The following is a 17,602-nucleotide window of genomic DNA, read 5'->3' on the forward strand; positions in this document are numbered from 1 at the left end:
GGAAATTTGAGGCGTTTCGCCGCAACTGGCAAATGCGGTGATCAGCCCAGCGGCGTCCACGTCCCGTCGGCATTGCGGCAAGCGACCCCGCGGGCGACGCTATCCTGCCCCTTGACCGTCACCGTGTGGCTGTACTGGCGGCAGTTCTGCGAGCCGACCTGATAGGGTGCGGCGGCAATGACGGAGCCGCTGATGCCGGATCCCTGCCAGACAACAGGCTGCCCACCGCGCGATCCTTCCAAAGCCCGGTATTCCGCCTCCAGCGCCCGCTGGCGGTCGGCCTTGCTGATGGAAAGCCCCGCTTGCCGCCCGATCACGCCGCCGCCAAGGGCTGCGATATAGGATGCCGACGTGTTCGACGTGATCCCGCCCGCCAATTGACCGGCGTCACGCGACGCCGTGCCGCAGCCAGCAATCAGCAGCGCCGAGGCAATCAGGCACGCAGCCGGTGTCGCGGAAAGGATGGTCGGGAAACGGGCCTGGTTCTTCATCGTATCGGATAGCTCTCGCGGTTTCCGGTGCATCGGCAGACCATGGCTCGGCGTCGCGCCGATTCATGGCTCATTATCTTTTTACATTCCCCGCATACGCAGGCAACATCGCAGCGGTCAAAGGCGTCTCATTGCGGAATTTTACCCGCAATCCTGTCAAAAAAGTCACGTCACAGCGGATAGTACATCCCCTTATGACACAGCGGGTAGCACGATCTGCGCCTTCAGCCCGCCGCGCTCGCCGCGCGATAGTCCCAGAGTGCCTTGATACTCCCCGGCAATCTCGCTGACGATCGACAATCCGAGGCCGGTCCCCGGCTTGCTTTCATCCAGCCTTTTGCCGCGCTTGATGGCAATGCCGATCTGCTCCGGCTCCAGGCCCGGACCGTCGTCATCCACCTCGATGGCAATCCAGTTGCGCCGCCCCGGATCTTTGCCCTGCACGCCCTCGGGCGCGATCTGGGCGAGGATGTGAACCTGTTCGGTCGCATAGCGCGCAGCATTGTCGAGCAGGTTGCCGACCGTTTCCTCGACATCCTGCTGCTCCATCGCGAGAATGAGGCCGGGCGGCGACACCGTCAGCAAAAAGGTCTTTTCCGGGTGCAGCCGGCGCATGACACGTACAAGCCGCTCAAGCACGGGCTCCACCTCGGTGCGCGCCAGAACCGATTCCCGCTGGGCAGCGATGCGGGCGCGGTTCAGATAGGATTGCACCTGCATCTGCATCGCATCCGCCTGCGCCTTGACGAGATCGCCATGCGGCGCCTCAAGCACTCTAGCTTCGTTGATCAGGACGGCCAGCGGCGTCTTCAGCGAATGGGCGAGATTGCCGACCTGCATGCGGGCGCGCTCGATAATGCGCCGGTTGCTGTCGATCAACGCGTTGACTTCGCTTGCCAAAGGCTGGATTTCGCGCGGAAATTCGCCGTCCAGCCGCTCGCTTTCGCCGCCACGAATCTTTTCCAGCGACCGGCGCGCCTGGTCGAGCGGTCTGAGCCCGAAGAGAATGGCCAGCGCGTTCATGCCGAGGCCACCGAAACCGAAGATCGATAGCGCCAGATAGAGATTGCGGTTGAAATCGTCGATATCGGCTTCCAGCACGTCGCGATTGCCCGCAACCCGAAACCGGGCCGTATGCCCCTGAATGTCCAGAACGACTTCCGTTTCCGCCACTTCAACTTCGTTGTTGAAGGAATCGACGGTGGTGTAGAAGCGCTCGTAGCGGATGTCGAAGGGAACCTCGTCTACGCTTGCGATCGGCAGCTTGCCGGACCCAAGCGATGTGGAAATCAAAGGCGGCGTGTTGAATTCGCCGATCGGCTCGACGATCCAGTACCAGCCCGTCTGCGGCTGCGAAAAGCGCAGGTCGCCAAGCTGCGGACTGCCCGCCAGGACCGACTTGTCGTTGACGACGATCGAGTTGATGACATTGTAAAGCTGGGCGCGCAGCAGATCCTGAAAGCCGCGCTCGGACCCCTGCCGGTAGAGCGTCGAGATCACCACGCCGATTACCACCAGCGCCGCCACAGCCCAGATGGTGGACACCAGAAGAACGCGTGCGGTCAGCGATTGCGGGCGCAGCATCACGGATGCCGCCGGATGGCGTGAAAGGACAATACCACAAGCCCGCGTTGATGGCGCATGGACGGCCCGTTGTCACGGTTGATGAGAGTGATCCCGCTCAGGATTTCACTTCCTTGCTGGCCATGCCCGGCGCCTGCATGCGGTAGCCAAGGCCGCGCACGGTTTCGATCAGGTCGTTGCCGATCTTCTTGCGAAGCCGGCCGACGAAAACCTCGATCGTGTTGGAATCGCGATCAAAATCCTGGTCGTACATGTGCTCGACCAGTTCGGTGCGCGACACCACCTGCCCCATATGGTGCATCAGATAGGACAGAAGCCGGAACTCGTGCGAGGTCAGCTTCAGCGCCACGCCGTTGACCAGCGCCTTCGAGCCCTTGGTATCCAGCCGCACCGGCCCGCAGACGATTTCGGAGCTTGCGTGCCCGGCCGCACGCCGGATCAGCGCCCGGATGCGGGCCAGAACTTCTTCCACATGGAATGGCTTGGTGACGTAGTCGTCGGCACCGGCATCGATTCCTGCGACCTTGTCGCTCCAGCGGTCGCGGGCGGTCAAAATCAGGACCGGCATGACCTTTCCGGCACCGCGCCATTTTTCCAGCACGGTGATGCCGTCCATTTCGGGAAGGCCGATGTCGAGGATAACAGCGTCATAGGGTTCCCCCTCGCCGAGATAATGGCCCTCTTCGCCGTCGAAGGCCTGATCGACGACATATCCGGCTTCCTTCAGCGTGTCCGTCAATTGACGGTTGAGGTTGACGTCGTCTTCGACCACCAGAATGCGCATGAACAGACTTTCTTCCCTTGCGCGCCAGCATTTCCCAAAAAATATGCCGTCGCGTTGCAACACGAGAGTTCTACTTACCTTATTTCATCCGTTTCGAGAATGTTTACGGCAAGCATTGTGCAGCTACATCGGCACCCGCATCGTCACCTTTTTCGGGCGGCCGCCATTCCCGGGGATAAGCACCGTGACGACACATTTTCCATCGCCCGTCGGCTGCGCCGACAGGAGCTCGCCGCCGGTCTTGGCCACCACCTCGGCCGCCGCCTGGCCGCAATCGCCATCCACGGCAACAACCATCGATGGCACATCAATCGCCGGCGGCGCGAATCCGGAAAGGCCCGCTGCAAGCGTTGCTATGATCAAGGGTGAGGACATGAACGCACTTTCGGATTGAAAACAAGATGGACGGCTTGGGAAGCATCGTTGCAGTTTTAATAACCGATACAGTCTGAATGGCAAATGAATGTCCCGGCAACAGCGGGTTTTGCCCGATGTCTAGCGCAAACGAGACCGGGCGGAAATCCGGCCCCAGATGGCAATCAGGCCACCCACAGCTGCCGAAAGCGCGGTCAGCCCATCCACAACGCCGGTTTTGTCCTCGGGCGCGATCTCCAGTCCCAAAAGATTGGCGCAGGATGCTAGGATTGCAACCACACCACCCCAGATGGTCTTCGACATGTACCAGGTCTTCACATCGTTCATTTTACGCTCCTTGTCCGGGGGCTTGATTTGCGTGTGATTTGAAAGGGAAATTGCAATTTAAAGCTCAAGCGAAGCCTGCGCCGGAACGCCGAATGCAACCTTCTGCCCGCGCTGCCGGATGCGTACCGACAGCGCTGCCTGCGGTACCCCGAAATCCTCGATCTCCAAACCGGCGCCGTAGTCCAGCACCGGTGCGGACACATCGAAGGACCGCTTGATGACGGCGCCGTCGAAGATATCGACGCGATATCTCTCCTCGGGTTCATCGAGCGCGATGTCGCCGTCCAGCCAGTGGTCGGCGTCGCGGCGGGCGCAGCGAATCCAGGTGATTCGGATAGCGCCGCCTTCCAGACGCCGCCCGCGCAGATGGACCGGCGCCACCGGCGTCTCCGCCCTCAAGCCCCCGGCAAAGGCAAAGGGGCCGGTCGGTGTAACGGCCTGTCCAGCGGCCTCGGCAATCCAGTTGATCACGCGCCCCGCCTCGTCGGCGCTCAGCCCAAGCGGCCGAACCGCCGCGTTCAAAACCACCACTGCAGTGCCAGCAGCCGCCCCGGCCAGCATCGCGTCCGTCGTCCCGTTGAGTCCGCGCAGCAGTTTCGTCAGCCGCCAGCGCCCGGCGGAAATTTCCTGCGCATTTTCAAAACCGATGATTTCCCAGATACCGTCCAGCGACAGCACCGCGATGCGGTTGCGCCCGTTGAGAACGGACAAACGCCCCACAGACGACAATCCGCCGAAATGCAGGTCCAGCGTCAACGCGCGCGCGGCATCAAACCGGCCGGTCACGCCGGCTACGAGCGGTTCTGCAAGCACCCCCGTCTGCCCCGGCTGCCCGAGCCGCACCCGCGTCTGATAATCCTCCGCCACTGCCGATGACAGCAACGTCACCGCGCGCCACGGCCGCGCAAAAACAGCCGCCCGCGCAAAACTGCTGGCATTGCCCGTCTCGTATTGCGGCAAATCCATCAGGTGCACGACGGGCGAAAACCCGTCGGATGGAGCACGCGGCGCGCTGACCGGCTTTAACGGCTGGACCGCACGCCCGCCACCCGACGCCACAAACGCCCGCGCCTCGAGCGTGCGCGCGGCACCGTCCTCGATCCGGCTGATGACAAACGGACCCGCAGGCCCCTCTTCAAACGACACCACATCGCCCGGCTCGAACTCAAGTGCTGCCGGCGACAGCGAAAAGCGAACGCTGCGGCGCGAGACCTGATGATCGCGCAGTGCATCCTCGACAGCGCTTGCCGCCGCGCCATCATGCATCACCCCCGGCAGCGACAGCCGCAGCACCCGTTCATTGCCTGGCGATACCCGGCGCGACCGCGCCGTCGTCCGCTCAAACGCGTTTTCCGGATCGAACCGGTCGAGAATGGCCTCGCTGCCGAAATCGCTGTCATGCCCGCGCGTCTCCTCAAACAGCGCCTGCCCGTCGATATCCGCCAGCACCGAAATCACATCCGGCTGCGACGCCTGCTTCATCCGCGAGCGAAACCGTAGCGTCCCGCCGTCCTCCACCGCATCGATCTGCAGAGCCGCCATCAGCGGTTCCAGCACATCGCGCGCCGAAGCCTGCTCCGACTGCACATAACCGGTGAGATCGCCGCTGACGCCGCTGACATCGCCGCCTTCAAACCCGTGATCCGCAAGCACCGCCGCAATCACTTCGGCGGCTGTCGCAGAGCCCAGCCGCCCATTCACCCAGTGCCCGGTCTGCCAATTGGCACTATCGGACCAGAGCCCGGTATTTTCCGGAAAGGCCGGCATCGGCCGCGCATCCCAGGTCCAGACGAACATGTGATCCGCATCGACGCATCCGGGCGCACCGTCCCCCTGCCAGAACCGGTGCTGCGCCTGCAGGAACCGGCGCTGCATGGCATCGCAGCGAGCACCGTTCGACGCATAGGGCGCCGCCGATTCGGATGATTTCGGGTCGGTAAAGACGTTCGGCTGGTTCGCCCCCTTGTCGATTGCCGGGCAACCCAGTTCGGTAAACCAGATGGGCTTGGCGCCCGCAGTCCAGGCGGTCGGAACGGCCTGCTCGGCGCCGCCGATCCGGTTGCGATGCCTCTGCCCCCACCAATTGGCAATATCCTTGTAGCGGTAGACCCACGGCTTTCCCGCCATGCCGTCGGTGATCGGCGTGCGGATCCGGTCGCGGCGATCCTCGGGGCTGGCATAGTACCAGTCGTAGCCCTCGCCCGCTGAAATCATCGCCTGCATCGCCTCCGCATCCTCCGCCAGCCGGAAGCCGTCGGGATTGCCGAGCGTCAGGTCGCCGTCGCGCCAGTCGGAGAGCGGCATGTAATTGTCGATCCCGACCGCATCGATATCGGGCGAAGCCCAGAGCGGATCGAGATTATAGAACACGTCGCCCGATCCATCCGGCGGATGGTAGCCGAAATATTCGCTCCAGTCGGCTCCATAGGTGAGCTTGGTGGTCCCTCCCAATATCCCCCGCACATCGGCCGCAAGGCCGATCAGCTTTTCGACGAAGGGAAAAGCGCCCGTCCCATCGCGCAACTGCGTCAGTCCGCGCAATTCGGAACCGATGATAAACCCCTCCACCCCGCCCGCTGCCTTCGCCAGCAGCGCGTAGTGAAGTACCAGCCGGCGATATCCCTCATCTTCGGTGAGGGATCTTACCGACGTCCCCGAAACCCAAAAATCGCCTTCTGTGGCATCGCCGCAAAACGCCGCCACTTGCGTGCGCGCCGCCGTCGTCCTGTCGGCACTGCCGGGACGGCCCGGTGCCGGATGCGCGGTAATGCGCCCCCGCCAGGGATAGACGGGTTGCCCCGTGCCGCCATAGGGATTGGGGAGCGTATTCCCGGCTGCAATGTCCATCATCACGAAGGGATAGAGATAGACCTTCAGCCCGCGCGCTCTCAGATCGGCGATCGCCATGGTCACGCTGGCATCATCCGGCGTGCCGCCATAGGCCGGGCCACCCTCGTTGCGGCTCACCAGTCTCGCATCGCCGCGTGAAAATCCCGACACCGACCAGGGCCGGCTTTCGCCCCGCCGCACCGCCGTTTCCACCCCCGGCATGATCCGGCACTGGCCGGCCCGCAGATCCGTTCCGAACCACGAGACGACCAGCGCCACCCGTTCAAGGTTCGGGCACAGGGCCTGCAATTCGTCGATCGAGGCATGCCAGTCGGACCCGGCGTGAAAAATATTACGGTTGATCAACCGGCGCGAACCGGCCCCTGTCTCTTCGGTCACCACGCGGGGATCATAGCCATGCTCGCTGGAACCCGGAATGATCGTGATCGCCCGGATCTGCTTTTCCAGCGTGCCAACCGGCCGCAGCACCTCGAACTGGATCACCGGTATCCGGTTGCCGTAGCTATCCAGCGGCAGCCGCTCGAACACGGCATAGGCGAGCCCGCGATAGGCCGGCGCCTTGCCCGCGCCCTGCTTCGCCTCGATGAGCGGATCGGGCAATTGACTGCCCGTGCCGCGATAGATCCGCATCTCGATCCCGGTCAGATCCAGCTCGCGCCCATCCGCCCAGACGCGGCGCACGCAGGCAATTTCGCCCTCGCAGATCCCCAGCGCAAAATTGGCATAGTAGCGGAACGTCTCGACGCGCGGCCCGCTCGCCTTGCCGCCCTGCCGCTCGACCCGCACCTCCTCCTCGAACCGCGTCGCCCAGATGAGCGTGCCGCCGATGCGCACCGTGCCATAGGCGCGGGTGATCGCCGTGCCGTCCTCGGCGCCTGGAATACGTGCGTCGCCCAGCCGGGCGCCGGAGACCGTTTGCGTGCCGTTGATGATCGAGCGGTCGATGACAGAACCCGCCAGCGCGCCAGCCGCCCGGCCAAGCACAGCGCCGACCGGTCCGAATACGCTGCCAAGCGCTGCGCCGGCCGCCTGCAGAACAATAGTTGCCATGATCGTCAGACCTTTTGCGGAAAACGGAACACACCGGCGATCCGCCGCCGCCAGGAGGGCACCAGCGCCGATTCGATCACCGCCGCCTGCTCATAGGCATGGATGAACCGGTCGCCGGTTGCGACAATCCCTGCATGTTTGGCCGGCAGATCCGGCCGCCAGCAAAACAAAAGCAAGTCCCCCGGCCGCATCTGCGCCACCGCCAGCTCCACGCCGAAATACCGCAGCGCCGCTTCGCGCAACCGGTCCTCGCCGCTCCTCTCCGCCCAGTCCGGCTGATAGGCCGGCGGCAGTTCAGGCTCCGCGCCATGGATCTCCCGCCACACCCCGCGCACCAGCCCCAGACAATCGCAACCGACCCCCTTCAGGCTCGCCTGATGCCGATACGGCGTCCCAATCCAACTCCGCGCCACCGATACGATCCGGCTTGTAAAAGCATTCCCCCGGTCTCCCTCTTCTTCCCCACGGGCAGCCCCGTCTTCCCCTTCTCCCCCACGGGGAGAAGGGGGCCCGAAGGGCCGGATGAGGGGCCCCACACGCTCCGAACCATCCACACACCCGCTCACACCCCGCTCACTCATACAACACCCGCCCATCATGCACCGCATCGCCATCCGCATAGCCAAAGGCAAAATCCGTCCCCGGCATATGCGGAAATCCCTGGAAATTCACAGCGTTCGCAAACACCGTCCCACAGGTGGCAAAACTCTTGTCGCATCCCGCCGTCACCGCAAACCTATCTCCCGCCGAAAGCGGCAAAGGCGGCGGCAGCCAGAGCGACAGCGTCATCCCGTCAGCATCCCTGCGGTGATCCTCGATATCGGCAACATGCCCGGCATTGGCACCGGCAACGAATGTGACCATGCCGTACCGGAAAAAACCCGCCACCGCCGCATCGAGCCCGCTCACCCGTATCCGCGTCCCGTCCAAAACAGCTGCGATCGTACCGCTGCCCCGGTACGCCGGATTGCTGACATCCACCTTGCATCGCCGGTCACCGAATACGGCGTCGCAGCGCCGCCCGTAAATCCGCCCCTGTACTTGATCCAGCCGATGTGTCAGCCGCCGCAGCTCGGCGCGAAAGGCGCCGCCTGCCGCCACGACATCGCCGATCTCCTGCACCCGCAGCAGAATGCGCTGGTCCGGCGCCTGCCAGTTCACCTGGAACACCTCGACCTTGGCGCCGTCATACCGTCCGGCGATCACATCCGCCTCGCTGATCGCAATGCTGGAAAAACCGCCGGCGATCTCGCCCGCCTCGACGGAAAGCCCGCTGGCCACCTCGCTGTCGGCCGCCTGGAAACCGCTCGCCGCCGAAAAACCGGTACCGTCGAAGGTGAGATCATGATCGTGCTCGGTAAAGCCGAGCACCGTCCCGTCGCGCCGCGTCACCCGCCAGCAATGGCACATGGTCGTCGCGTCGCCGCTCAGATGTCCGGCAAGCGCTGCAGAAAGCGTTCTCATGGCTTGATCTCCACCAGAGGAATGGTCGGAATGCGCCCGGCCTGAAACTGCCCCAGATCCACATCGATCCGGTCGGTATCGAACCGCACCGGCACATCGAATTCGAACCCGGCCTTCACCGCAGCCCCATCAGCCGGAATTTTCGAAGCCAGAAACGTCACCCGGCCGCTCGCCGCATCCACCGTAAAATCGGCAGGCGCTGCCAAAACACCGCCGACCGACACCAAAACCGTCCCCAAAACCGGCTTGGCGATCTCGCGCACAGTCACACCACCGGCATCGCCATAGGTCTTCACCAACTGAAAAACTGCGCTCACGCCATCACCGGCACCGATCACCTGGTCATGCCCTGAGACCGCACCACCCGGCACGCAGGATTTGAAATCCAGCGGATCGCGAAACCGGAAGCCATAAAGCTGCCCCGCCCGCGCCTCGAAAAATTCCAGCACCGCATAGAGATCGCCGATCGACTTGATCCCCGAGCCCGCATCATAGTGCCTGCGCGCATCGCGCCAGCGCCGGTTGCGGTTTTCCCGCCCGTTCGAAAGACTGACAATATCCGTGCGCCGCACCGGCCCCCCACTCGTCCCCAATGCCAGACGCAAAGGAAACCGGACCTCGTGAAATCCTGTTGCCATGATATTTTCCGTTGTTTGTTGAATCGGTTGGCAGCGGATCTTCAGAGATCGCTCTATGCCGTCAGATGCTTATCCACCGCACCGCCATTATCGCCCGCAAGGGACGGAATGAAACCGTTAATTCCGGAGCCTGTCTTCGACCCAGAAACCGTGCTCTTTGAAGCACCATCCAGTCGCCTCTGCGCACATGTGGCAAAGGACGGCAGGCCGCTTCCGGAGAAAATTGGAGACGCAAGCTCCACAGGCACCGCCATAGGCGCAGACCAAACCGGGTTTGCGGACATGGCCGTGAGCTCCAGCCGTCCCATCACTCAATATTCCAGCCTTTTGCGCCGGAAATCATTTTTTTCAAAATGACGGAACTTGAGCACATCGAGCTGGTTGAAGACGTGCAAACAGCAAAAATAAACTCAAAGTGAGGAAATCCCGATGATCCGCTCCGTTCTTATCGCAGGCGCCACCATTGTGGCCCTTTCGACCTCCGCCTACGCACAGAATATGACTGTGACATGCGACGACGCCGGCATGACAAAACTCAAATCCGAAGCCGAAACCGTCAAGCAGGAACACAGAACCGAAGTCATGGCCGCCATCGGCGACGCCAGCATGGCCATGCAGGCCGGCAAAATGGACGAATGCATGGCCTCCATGCAAAAGGCCATGACAGCCATCCACAAATAGGCCGCCAAAGCCAACCGAATGTAACGAGGCCCGCTGAGATCGCGGGCCTTTTTCGATGTAGAACCGTCTACAATGGTGTTTTCAAGACGCCAGACGTAATCGTTAAGCAGCCGCGTCCCCGGAAACGTGACAAGTCCGGATAATGCCAGACTATAAAATCATTTCAGAACCGGCATCACAGGAAGGTCTGCTGACGACTCCCAAGACAAATGCGCAACAAGTCCACGAAAATACGGATAGGTCGCAAATCGACCGACCTTTGATAGATATGCGTTAATATGCGTTTCGCCGACATCCGGTACATGCCGGTACATGATGTAATAGGTAGCTTCTACATTCAGCAGCTTGGATTTGCCTTTTGTAACTTCCGTATGCCAATCGATGCGCGCGCTCGCAACCAAAAGCTCCGCGTCGTAAGTAACATTGACTACGCCACCATCGTAACCACGGATGAGTTGTCCCTTACCTTTCCGCTCCGCCTCCAAGGCGGAGTAGTATTTGGGCTTAACTGAAAACTTGACATCCATCATCCTCACATCGACCAATTCGACGCTTTCGACAATCTTGTCATATGCAGCCACAGCGGCCGCTTTTTCGGCAGAACCGTTTTTTGAAAGTTCATCGCTCATACCAGAGCTGATCTCCGCGCTTGCCGATCCCCACCGTAGTTGTCATTCGATCGTTGCACGGGCCGGGGTGATACGGGCCTTTCCGTAATAATCTGAATGAGGGCTTTGGCGGTGTCATTCGATGAAGCCTTTGTCGCGCCACTCGCAACATAGTCGGTTGTCATCATTTTGTGCCAACTTCCCGCCCACGCGCCGTTTTCAACGACAACATCCTCGAAATGCGCCGCAGCCTGCGTGCACAACATTTTCGGCTGGCAGCCCAAAGCCAAAAACACTTTCGCAATGCTTTCAATGGTCAGGTTCGCGTCGTCAGACAGGATTTGAGACACCCAGGCAGCAGACACGCCAATGCGCTTGGCCAGCTCCGCCCTCGACACGCCTGCAGCCTTCATGCCGCGCATGATTTCATATTGAATATCGGCACGCAGCTCTTCAGTTGCGAAGATAATAGCTTCTTTTGCATCAGTGGGGCCGAATTTCATTCATTTTCTCCCTTGAGCATAGTCGTCAAGCCTTCGCGCAGCGCTTTCTAATGCGCTGCGATCAGCTGCGTTCTGCTTCTTGCTGGTATCAATCCCGGTCGCGACAAATATGTCGCCGACAAGGCCACCATAGACCCTCAGTTGCCATGCCTTGAATGCCCATACGGTCACCCTCGTTCCAGCTTTGTTTCCAGTCGCAAATCTGCCCTCCGATTTCAATTTCTCATTGTCGAGAAAGTCGAAACCGTCATCTGCAAAAAATTTCATCCATTTGAGACAACGGGCCTGTTCCTTGATGTCAGCCTTCTTGAACTGCTTGGCGACATGCCTTTCCATGGCAATCTTGTAACGCTTTCCTGCGCATACTTCGATCAAGTCATCCATGCGCTCTGGCCACAATCATTAAGTTAAGACTTAATATTTGACAACACGTTAATCAAGACGCCTCACCGCTCTCGTCAACTGTTGCACGTTGGACACGCTCACCTATACCGAGAAAATCAGGTGATTCACATACAACTATGAATTTGCGAAAATATTCGCAATCGTGTTGCATCAGTTGCGCACAAATCTTGTGATTAAAATTTTTAAACACATGTTCTTGTGATGAATTTTCAACGACCGCATTTTTTTGCGCGGCCTCAAATTCGGAATAAATACAAAAAGAAGACCGACCTCACATCCCCCGCCGCCCGCGCCCCACCGTGCGCGTCAGCATTGCCGCAATCTGTCCCTCCGACTTTCGAAAGCTCTGCGCATCCGGCGCCGTCACGTTGAAGACGACATTCATCGCCGCACCGCCGCCGGAAGATGCCACGCCCAGCGAGCCGTCGGAGCCGCGCTTCAAGGGCAGGATCGCCTCCGACCCGGCCTCGCCCATCAGCCCCATCTGTCCATCCATCGGAAAATAGGTCGGCGCGGAGACGATACCGCCGGCGGCAAACGGCGTCACCCGGCCCGGCACGCCGCCATTGGCAAAGGCAGTTGCCCCACTCAGGCTTCCCGCAAGCCCCGAAATCACCGATCCGAGCAACCCTTCCAGCGGCTTCAACCCCGCCGAAAGTGCGATCTCCGTCAGCCGCAATCCGGCGCCGCGCAACACATCCTCCAGCCCCTTGCCGCCGCGCGTCGCCGAAGCAAGAGCCCCCGTCAGTGCCGCGCCGAACGCGTGCGAGCGCCGCTCCAGATCGTCGAGCACATCCTTCAGCGCATCCGCATCCTCGGCCGCCCCCGAGAACCCGATCCCATCACCGTCCATCATCATCTCCTTGAAAAAAATATCCGCAGTCTCAGTCCGGAAACGCCGCCATCAGCATCTCCAGTCCCGAGCGGCCAGGAACCGGCGCAGCAGGCTTCAAACCGCCCAACGCCGCCTGCATCTCACGCGGTGTCATCGACCAGAAGACGGCCGCCGGAAGCCGCAGCAGGCAAAGCCCGGCATGCATCACCGCTTCCCAGGGAAACGGCGACGGCAGTCCGTTGCCCGCTGCGGCGTTCAAGGGTTTGCGGCATCCTCCGCGCCGCCGAAAGTCACCGCCAACAGCTCGCCGGTCAGCCGCGCCAGCCCGGCAAGTCCACCATCGATGCTCATGACGGCGACATCCTCGTCCGATACCAGGTTGCCGCCGCCGCGAAGGCCGGCGCTCAAGATCCGGATCATATCATCAGCCTTCAGCCGCCCGGCCGAAAAGCGCGCCGCCAGCTCCATCAGATTGTCGGCCGCAAACGCCGTCTCCAGTTCGGCCAGGCTGCCGAGCGTCAGACAAAGAATGCGCCGCTCGCCGCCGATGACCGCCTCCACCTCGCCCCGGTGCCGGTTCGCCCGGCCGCTGATGCCCAGCGCGCTCATCACAGCGCCGCAAAAGTCAGAGCACCGGCCGATTCCAGTGCCGTCTCGAACAGGATTTCGCCATTATACTGGCCGGAATATTCGAGCGCCGTCACCTGAAACGGACCCGTCAGCGTGCCGAAATCGGGAATGACGATCTGCCAGTTCAAGATGGCGCCGTTAAAGAACGCCGCCCGCACCAGCGCATCCGAATTCTGATCCTTGAAGATCCCGGCACCCGAGACCGATGCCCGCTGCACGCCCGCGCCGCCAAGCAGCTCTCGCCATCGCCCCGCCGATTCCGCGTCTGTCGCGTCCACCGTCGCGGCGTTGAACGCCAGCCGTTTCGAGCGCAACCCCGCCACCGTCAGATAAGAGTCGCCATTGTCGATCTTCAAAAGAAGATCCTTCCCCTTCTGCGCCACCATGCCTTCATCCTTCCGCACAACAAAAAGGCGCCCGGAAGGACGCCGGCAAAATCATCTTCCGCTTTCGCGAAACCTCACTCCGTAACAGCCCGGAACACCATTTCCGCCACATGCCCTTTGGCCTTGGCATCGCGGCTGATCTTCGTGCGCCGATGCAGGATGCTGACCAGCGCAACCCCGTTCAAAACGAGCGGCGCATCGTCCAACAAAGCCCGGACCCGCGCGGCAATCTGTTCCGCCGTGCGGCCTCCACCTTCGCCGGTCAGCACGTTCAGCGTGATCAGATGCTCTTCGCCCGCCTCGCTTGCCGTCGATGCATCCAGGCTTTCGATCCCGGCAATGGAGATACATGGCCGGTGCGATCGTGCCTGCAGGTGATCGTGAACACCGCCCGGCCCGATCAAGGACGTCAGAGCCGCATCACCGGAAAGCTTGAGGAAAATCGCCTTCTGTAGAGCGCTTGCAGCACTCATCGCCCCTCCTCCGTGCAACGGCAGACCAGGTAGCGGCGCGTTTCGTCGGGATCATGAAAGGCCTGGATCGTGAAAACCCGTGCCCCCTTGCAAAACCGCATACCAGCCTGCAGATCCGCGCGAAACCGGATAGAAATCCGATGCGTGACGGTAAAGACCGCCGCATCCGCCTGCTCTTCGTGTGTGACCGAAACAGGCTCGATCCGCGCCCAGAGCGAGGTCACCAGCGCAAAACCTGCAACAATGCCGCCCTGGCCGTCGCTGGCGTCGTCGCGCATCTCCAGGTCCAGCCGGTGCGAAAGCTGTCCGGGATCGACCGCAGCCATGCTCAAAGCCCCCGCCGGCAAAAGGGTGCGATCAGCCGGTCGTAACCGGCAGGCACCGCCGCCGGCTGGTCACCGGGCGAGACCGCGCCGCGAAATTCGTAGAGCAGTGCCGCATGCAACAGCATCGCCCGTTTCAGCGTATCCGGCACATCCGCACCCGTTGTTCCGAAACCAGCCGTAAAATCGATCTCGATGCCGTTGATCGCCTGTCCCGGCTGCGGATGCTGCGGCAGGATCAGCCGCGCCGGACGCGCCTGTCCGTCCAGCACGAAACCGGCGCTATCGATATCAGCAGGCGTCCCGCCGGCATCATAAACCGTAACGGCTTCAATTGTTTGCACCGGCCCCCTGCCAATCTGAATCACCCGCGCCGGCGGCCAGTCGTCGAGATAGAGCCGGAAGCTTCGCGTCAAAAGTGAAAGTCCGGTCTGGCGCTCCAGATGCTCGCGCACGGTGCGGATCAGCGCTGTTATCAGCGCATCCTCGGCATTTGTTTCGACGCGCAGATGCGCCTTCGTCTCGGCAAGCGTCAGCGGCTCGCCAAGCGGCGGCGCCGTTTCGGTGATGGTCATGGAATTCTCCGATGATATGCGGTGAGCGCGATAAGCACAAGGCAATTGGATTGGGTGGACGCAGCGGGAGGGGAGCTGCGTCCACCCTCGCGCGACTGCGGCAGGGAAGACCGCGGCGCGAATGGGTGCCGTCCTTTCAAAAAAGGGCGGCTTGGCGCTACATTCAAGATGCAGCGAATTTAATCAGCTTGATAGCCTCGAAATTTTGAACGCCCCCGCCCACCCGCTTGGTGGTGTAGAACAGCACATAGGGCTTGGCAGAATAGGGATCGCGCAGCACCCGCACGCCGGTGCGGTCGACGACGAGATAGCCGGCGGCAAAATTGCCGAAGGCGATTGCGGTGCTGTTTGCGCCGATATCCGGCATGTCCTCAGCCTCGGCAATCGGAAAGCCCATCAGCGAGGCCTGCTCCCCTGCCGCCACCGGCGGGCGCCACAGATAGTTGCCGTCGGCATCCTTGAACTTGCGGATCTCGGCCTGCGTCCTGCGGTTCATCAAGAAGGCGGCGTTCTGCCGGTGGCCGGCCTTCAGCGCATAAATCGCGTCGATCAGCGTGTCGGATGGCCCGCTCGTCTGGAACGCACCGGCGGCACCGGTGGCGATATAGCCGATATTGCCCCAGCTCCAGCTCGCTTCATCGACATTGGTATAGCTTAAGAAGCCCTTCGGCTTGTTGGTGCCGTCGCCGGAAACGAAGGCCGTACCTTCCTGCTCGCCAAAAGCGATATCCACCTCGGAGGCGATCCAGTTCTCGATATCGACGGCCGCGTCGTCGAGCAGGGCGGCCGTCGCCGCCGGCATGGCATAGAGTTCCATGGTCGGAAAGGAGAGCTCGGCCAGCTGCGGCGTTGTGGTCTGCGGCCGCGCGGCGGTTTCCGAGACCCAGCCCGTCGCCATGCCCGACAGCGCAAACGGCTTCTTCAGGACCGCCCCGGACACCTGCCGGACCGTTGCCATCGCGCGGATCGGCGACACCACAGACAGCCTGCGGCCGATTTCCGTGTCGGTCTCGTTGGGCACCAGATAGCCGCCGTCGCTCGCCGAACCGATCGAAAACGCCTTGGCCTCCAGTTCGCGCAGCGCCTGCTCGTCGCCGCGGCGGATATAGCTTTCGAATGCCGCCTTGTGCTCCATCGTCTCCAGGCTTGCTTCGCCGCTGCGTCCCAGCGCCGGGCGCGCCTTCTTCAGCGCCAGCTGGTCGATGACGCGCTTCTGCTCGTCCATCGTGCGCGCGATGCGGTCCATCTTGTCGCGGGTCACGACATCGGCCGTCAGCTTGCTTTCCAGCTCCCCCAGCCGCCGGTCGTTGGTTTCTTTGAATGCCTCGAAAGCGCCCATGAAATCCTCGAATGCCGCCGTCATGGTGTCCGGCGCAGTCTTGATTTCGGGTGCCACGCTGATCATCTCAGTCATCCCTCATATCCTTTTGTCAGAGAGCTTCATCATCCGGGCCGCCCGCCGCATCGTGCGCACGAGCTCCGTTTCGGTATCGCGGAAGAACCGCGCATTCTTGACGTTCGAAACCCGCGCCGATGGCAGCATCGGAAAGGTAACGATCGAGATTTCCCAGAGATCGGCCTCCAGAATGCGGCGCACGCCGGTCTTGCCGTCGGTCCTTGCCTTGACGGTCTGGAAGCCGATCGACAGACCATCGAGCGCACCCGCCTTCATCAGCATGTGCACTTCCTGGGCGCGCGCGACCCCCGGCGACAAAAACCCCTCGACATAGAGCCCGCGCGCATCCTCGCGAATGGTCTTCCAGGCCCCCAGCGGCTCAGCCGGATCATGCTGAAACAGCATCCGCACGCCGGACGCGCCGCGCCGCGCCAGCGATTGCTGGAAAGCGCCGGGCGCAATTGCATCCTTGCCGAGATCGACCTCGCCGAAAATGCTCGCATACCCCGAAAACCGCCCCTCCCCGGTCACCCCGGACAAAGTCAGATTGGCAAACTTCTGCGTTCGCCAGACAGGCATCCTGTCGGTCGTCATGGTCTTTCTCCAAGTTTGAAAAGGGGGGCGAATAGCGAATAGGGAGTAGCGAATAGTTGGTAGTTGGTAGTTGGTAGTCGGTCGCGAGCGGCAAGACGCCAACAGAAGGCAGCCAAGCTCTTCCCCTATTCGCTATTCGCTATTCGCCTACCCACTACCCACTACCAACTACCAACTACTTCCACCTCTCCGCCAACCGCACCGCAACCCCCAGCACCCACCAGGCCACGAGGCTCGACGCCGCCGAACCCGTCAGCATCACCTCCGCGCCCGAAAGACTGCCGGCAATATCGAGCTCGGCAACAATCCACAGCCCCGCCGGCCCGCCGAAAATCAGGCCGCAGGACAGGCCGGTGAAGAAGCGAGAGGCCGCCTCGCGCTTGCTCTTGGGCAGCATGTAGATCAACGACACCGCAGCCCCGGCTGCAGCACCGATCCCCTTGGCAGCCCAAAGGCCGGGGTCATTGCCAAAATCAGCCATTTGTTAAGTCCTTGATGCTATGATCGGAATCACAAATCCTCACCCCGCCGCAGCCAGCTGACGCAAGGTGATGCGCGGCCTGACGCTGCGTTAGCGCCGAGATTCCCTGAATCTTTTGAATCGATTGCGGCCTCGTATTGAGAGTTTGA

At 61.7% G+C, this 17,602-nt stretch carries 23 protein-coding genes; 1 reads left to right on the forward strand and 22 read right to left on the reverse strand.

What is annotated here, in order from left to right:
• Positions 1–41: 41 nt before the first annotated feature.
• The 9 genes from PYR65_RS16645 to PYR65_RS16685 all read right to left on the reverse strand — a co-directional run bounded on the left by PYR65_RS16645 (position 42) and on the right by PYR65_RS16685 (position 9,563).
• Positions 42–491 carry a hypothetical protein gene (locus tag PYR65_RS16645; protein WP_276121084.1) on the reverse strand — a complete coding sequence of 150 codons (450 nt, stop codon included), beginning with the start codon at positions 489–491 and terminating at the stop codon, positions 42–44.
• A 192-nt stretch (positions 492–683) separates the two neighbouring features.
• A complete protein-coding gene (locus PYR65_RS16650; RefSeq protein WP_060640033.1) occupies positions 684–2,072 on the reverse strand; it encodes an ATP-binding protein in 1,389 nt (462 codons plus the stop codon).
• Positions 2,073–2,172: 100 nt separating this feature from the next.
• A complete protein-coding gene (locus tag PYR65_RS16655; protein WP_113246111.1) occupies positions 2,173–2,859 on the reverse strand; it encodes a response regulator transcription factor in 687 nt (228 codons plus the stop codon).
• Between the two features lie 123 nt (positions 2,860–2,982).
• Entirely contained in the window at positions 2,983–3,234 is a 252-nt protein-coding gene (locus tag PYR65_RS16660; RefSeq protein ID WP_060503652.1) for a hypothetical protein, read from the reverse strand.
• 120 nt (positions 3,235–3,354) lie between these two features.
• Positions 3,355–3,561 (reverse strand): hypothetical protein, encoded by a 207-nt coding sequence (locus PYR65_RS16665; protein ID WP_276118768.1) that lies wholly within the window; start codon positions 3,559–3,561, stop codon positions 3,355–3,357.
• A 57-nt stretch (positions 3,562–3,618) separates the two neighbouring features.
• Positions 3,619–7,461, reverse strand: a complete 3,843-nt coding sequence (locus PYR65_RS16670) for a baseplate multidomain protein megatron (protein WP_276118769.1) — start codon at positions 7,459–7,461, stop codon at positions 3,619–3,621.
• A 5-nt stretch (positions 7,462–7,466) separates the two neighbouring features.
• Positions 7,467–7,883 carry an NlpC/P60 family protein gene (locus PYR65_RS16675; protein WP_276121085.1) on the reverse strand — a complete coding sequence of 139 codons (417 nt, stop codon included), beginning with the start codon at positions 7,881–7,883 and terminating at the stop codon, positions 7,467–7,469.
• Between the two features lie 151 nt (positions 7,884–8,034).
• On the reverse strand, positions 8,035–8,925 hold the full coding sequence (locus PYR65_RS16680; RefSeq protein ID WP_276118770.1) for a DUF2163 domain-containing protein: 891 nt from the start codon (positions 8,923–8,925) through the stop codon (positions 8,035–8,037).
• A complete protein-coding gene (locus tag PYR65_RS16685; protein WP_276118771.1) occupies positions 8,922–9,563 on the reverse strand; it encodes a DUF2460 domain-containing protein in 642 nt (213 codons plus the stop codon). The genes PYR65_RS16680 and PYR65_RS16685 overlap by 4 nt, the downstream gene beginning before the upstream one ends.
• A gap of 429 nt (positions 9,564–9,992) precedes the next feature.
• On the opposite strand from PYR65_RS16685, the gene PYR65_RS16690 reads away from it, so the two are divergent.
• Positions 9,993–10,244, forward strand: coding sequence for a hypothetical protein (locus tag PYR65_RS16690; RefSeq protein WP_060640020.1), 252 nt, complete (start codon positions 9,993–9,995; stop codon positions 10,242–10,244).
• A gap of 158 nt (positions 10,245–10,402) precedes the next feature.
• Here the strand turns inward: PYR65_RS16690 and PYR65_RS16695 are convergent, their stop codons facing one another.
• The 13 genes from PYR65_RS16695 to PYR65_RS16755 all read right to left on the reverse strand — a co-directional run bounded on the left by PYR65_RS16695 (position 10,403) and on the right by PYR65_RS16755 (position 17,453).
• Positions 10,403–10,873, reverse strand: coding sequence for a hypothetical protein (locus tag PYR65_RS16695; protein WP_276118772.1), 471 nt, complete (start codon positions 10,871–10,873; stop codon positions 10,403–10,405).
• The gene (locus tag PYR65_RS16700) at positions 10,870–11,355 is read right to left on the reverse strand and encodes a helix-turn-helix domain-containing protein (protein WP_276118773.1); all 486 of its coding nucleotides are present in this window, start codon (positions 11,353–11,355) and stop codon (positions 10,870–10,872) included. Before PYR65_RS16700 ends, PYR65_RS16695 begins: the two co-directional genes overlap by 4 nt.
• The gene (locus PYR65_RS16705; protein ID WP_276118774.1) at positions 11,356–11,739 is read right to left on the reverse strand and encodes a hypothetical protein; all 384 of its coding nucleotides are present in this window, start codon (positions 11,737–11,739) and stop codon (positions 11,356–11,358) included.
• A 292-nt stretch (positions 11,740–12,031) separates the two neighbouring features.
• Positions 12,032–12,613 carry a phage tail tape measure protein gene (locus tag PYR65_RS16710; RefSeq protein ID WP_276118775.1) on the reverse strand — a complete coding sequence of 194 codons (582 nt, stop codon included), beginning with the start codon at positions 12,611–12,613 and terminating at the stop codon, positions 12,032–12,034.
• A gap of 31 nt (positions 12,614–12,644) precedes the next feature.
• Complete coding sequence (locus PYR65_RS16715; RefSeq protein ID WP_276118776.1) at positions 12,645–12,854, reverse strand: rcc01693 family protein; 210 nt, start codon at positions 12,852–12,854, stop codon at positions 12,645–12,647.
• Positions 12,851–13,204: a gene transfer agent family protein gene (locus PYR65_RS16720; protein WP_276118777.1), complete on the reverse strand. Its 354-nt coding sequence runs from the start codon at positions 13,202–13,204 to the stop codon at positions 12,851–12,853. The genes PYR65_RS16715 and PYR65_RS16720 overlap by 4 nt, the downstream gene beginning before the upstream one ends.
• The gene (locus tag PYR65_RS16725; RefSeq protein ID WP_276118778.1) at positions 13,204–13,611 is read right to left on the reverse strand and encodes a phage major tail protein, TP901-1 family; all 408 of its coding nucleotides are present in this window, start codon (positions 13,609–13,611) and stop codon (positions 13,204–13,206) included. The genes PYR65_RS16720 and PYR65_RS16725 overlap by 1 nt, the downstream gene beginning before the upstream one ends.
• Positions 13,612–13,685: 74 nt before the next feature.
• Positions 13,686–14,084, reverse strand: a complete 399-nt coding sequence (locus PYR65_RS16730; protein WP_276118779.1) for a DUF3168 domain-containing protein — start codon at positions 14,082–14,084, stop codon at positions 13,686–13,688.
• A complete protein-coding gene (locus PYR65_RS16735; RefSeq protein ID WP_328518490.1) occupies positions 14,081–14,410 on the reverse strand; it encodes a phage head closure protein in 330 nt (109 codons plus the stop codon). Before PYR65_RS16735 ends, PYR65_RS16730 begins: the two co-directional genes overlap by 4 nt.
• Positions 14,411–14,412: 2 nt before the next feature.
• On the reverse strand, positions 14,413–14,982 hold the full coding sequence (locus PYR65_RS16740; RefSeq protein WP_276118781.1) for a head-tail connector protein: 570 nt from the start codon (positions 14,980–14,982) through the stop codon (positions 14,413–14,415).
• A gap of 163 nt (positions 14,983–15,145) precedes the next feature.
• The gene (locus tag PYR65_RS16745) at positions 15,146–16,396 is read right to left on the reverse strand and encodes a phage major capsid protein (protein WP_276118782.1); all 1,251 of its coding nucleotides are present in this window, start codon (positions 16,394–16,396) and stop codon (positions 15,146–15,148) included.
• Positions 16,397–16,399: 3 nt separating this feature from the next.
• Positions 16,400–16,972 (reverse strand): HK97 family phage prohead protease, encoded by a 573-nt coding sequence (locus PYR65_RS16750; RefSeq protein WP_276118783.1) that lies wholly within the window; start codon positions 16,970–16,972, stop codon positions 16,400–16,402.
• A gap of 175 nt (positions 16,973–17,147) precedes the next feature.
• The gene (locus PYR65_RS16755; RefSeq protein ID WP_276118784.1) at positions 17,148–17,453 is read right to left on the reverse strand and encodes a DUF6107 family protein; all 306 of its coding nucleotides are present in this window, start codon (positions 17,451–17,453) and stop codon (positions 17,148–17,150) included.
• Positions 17,454–17,602 lie beyond the last annotated feature (149 nt).

Source organism: Pararhizobium qamdonense, assembly GCF_029277445.1.
Taxonomy (GTDB): domain Bacteria; phylum Pseudomonadota; class Alphaproteobacteria; order Rhizobiales; family Rhizobiaceae; genus Pararhizobium; species Pararhizobium qamdonense.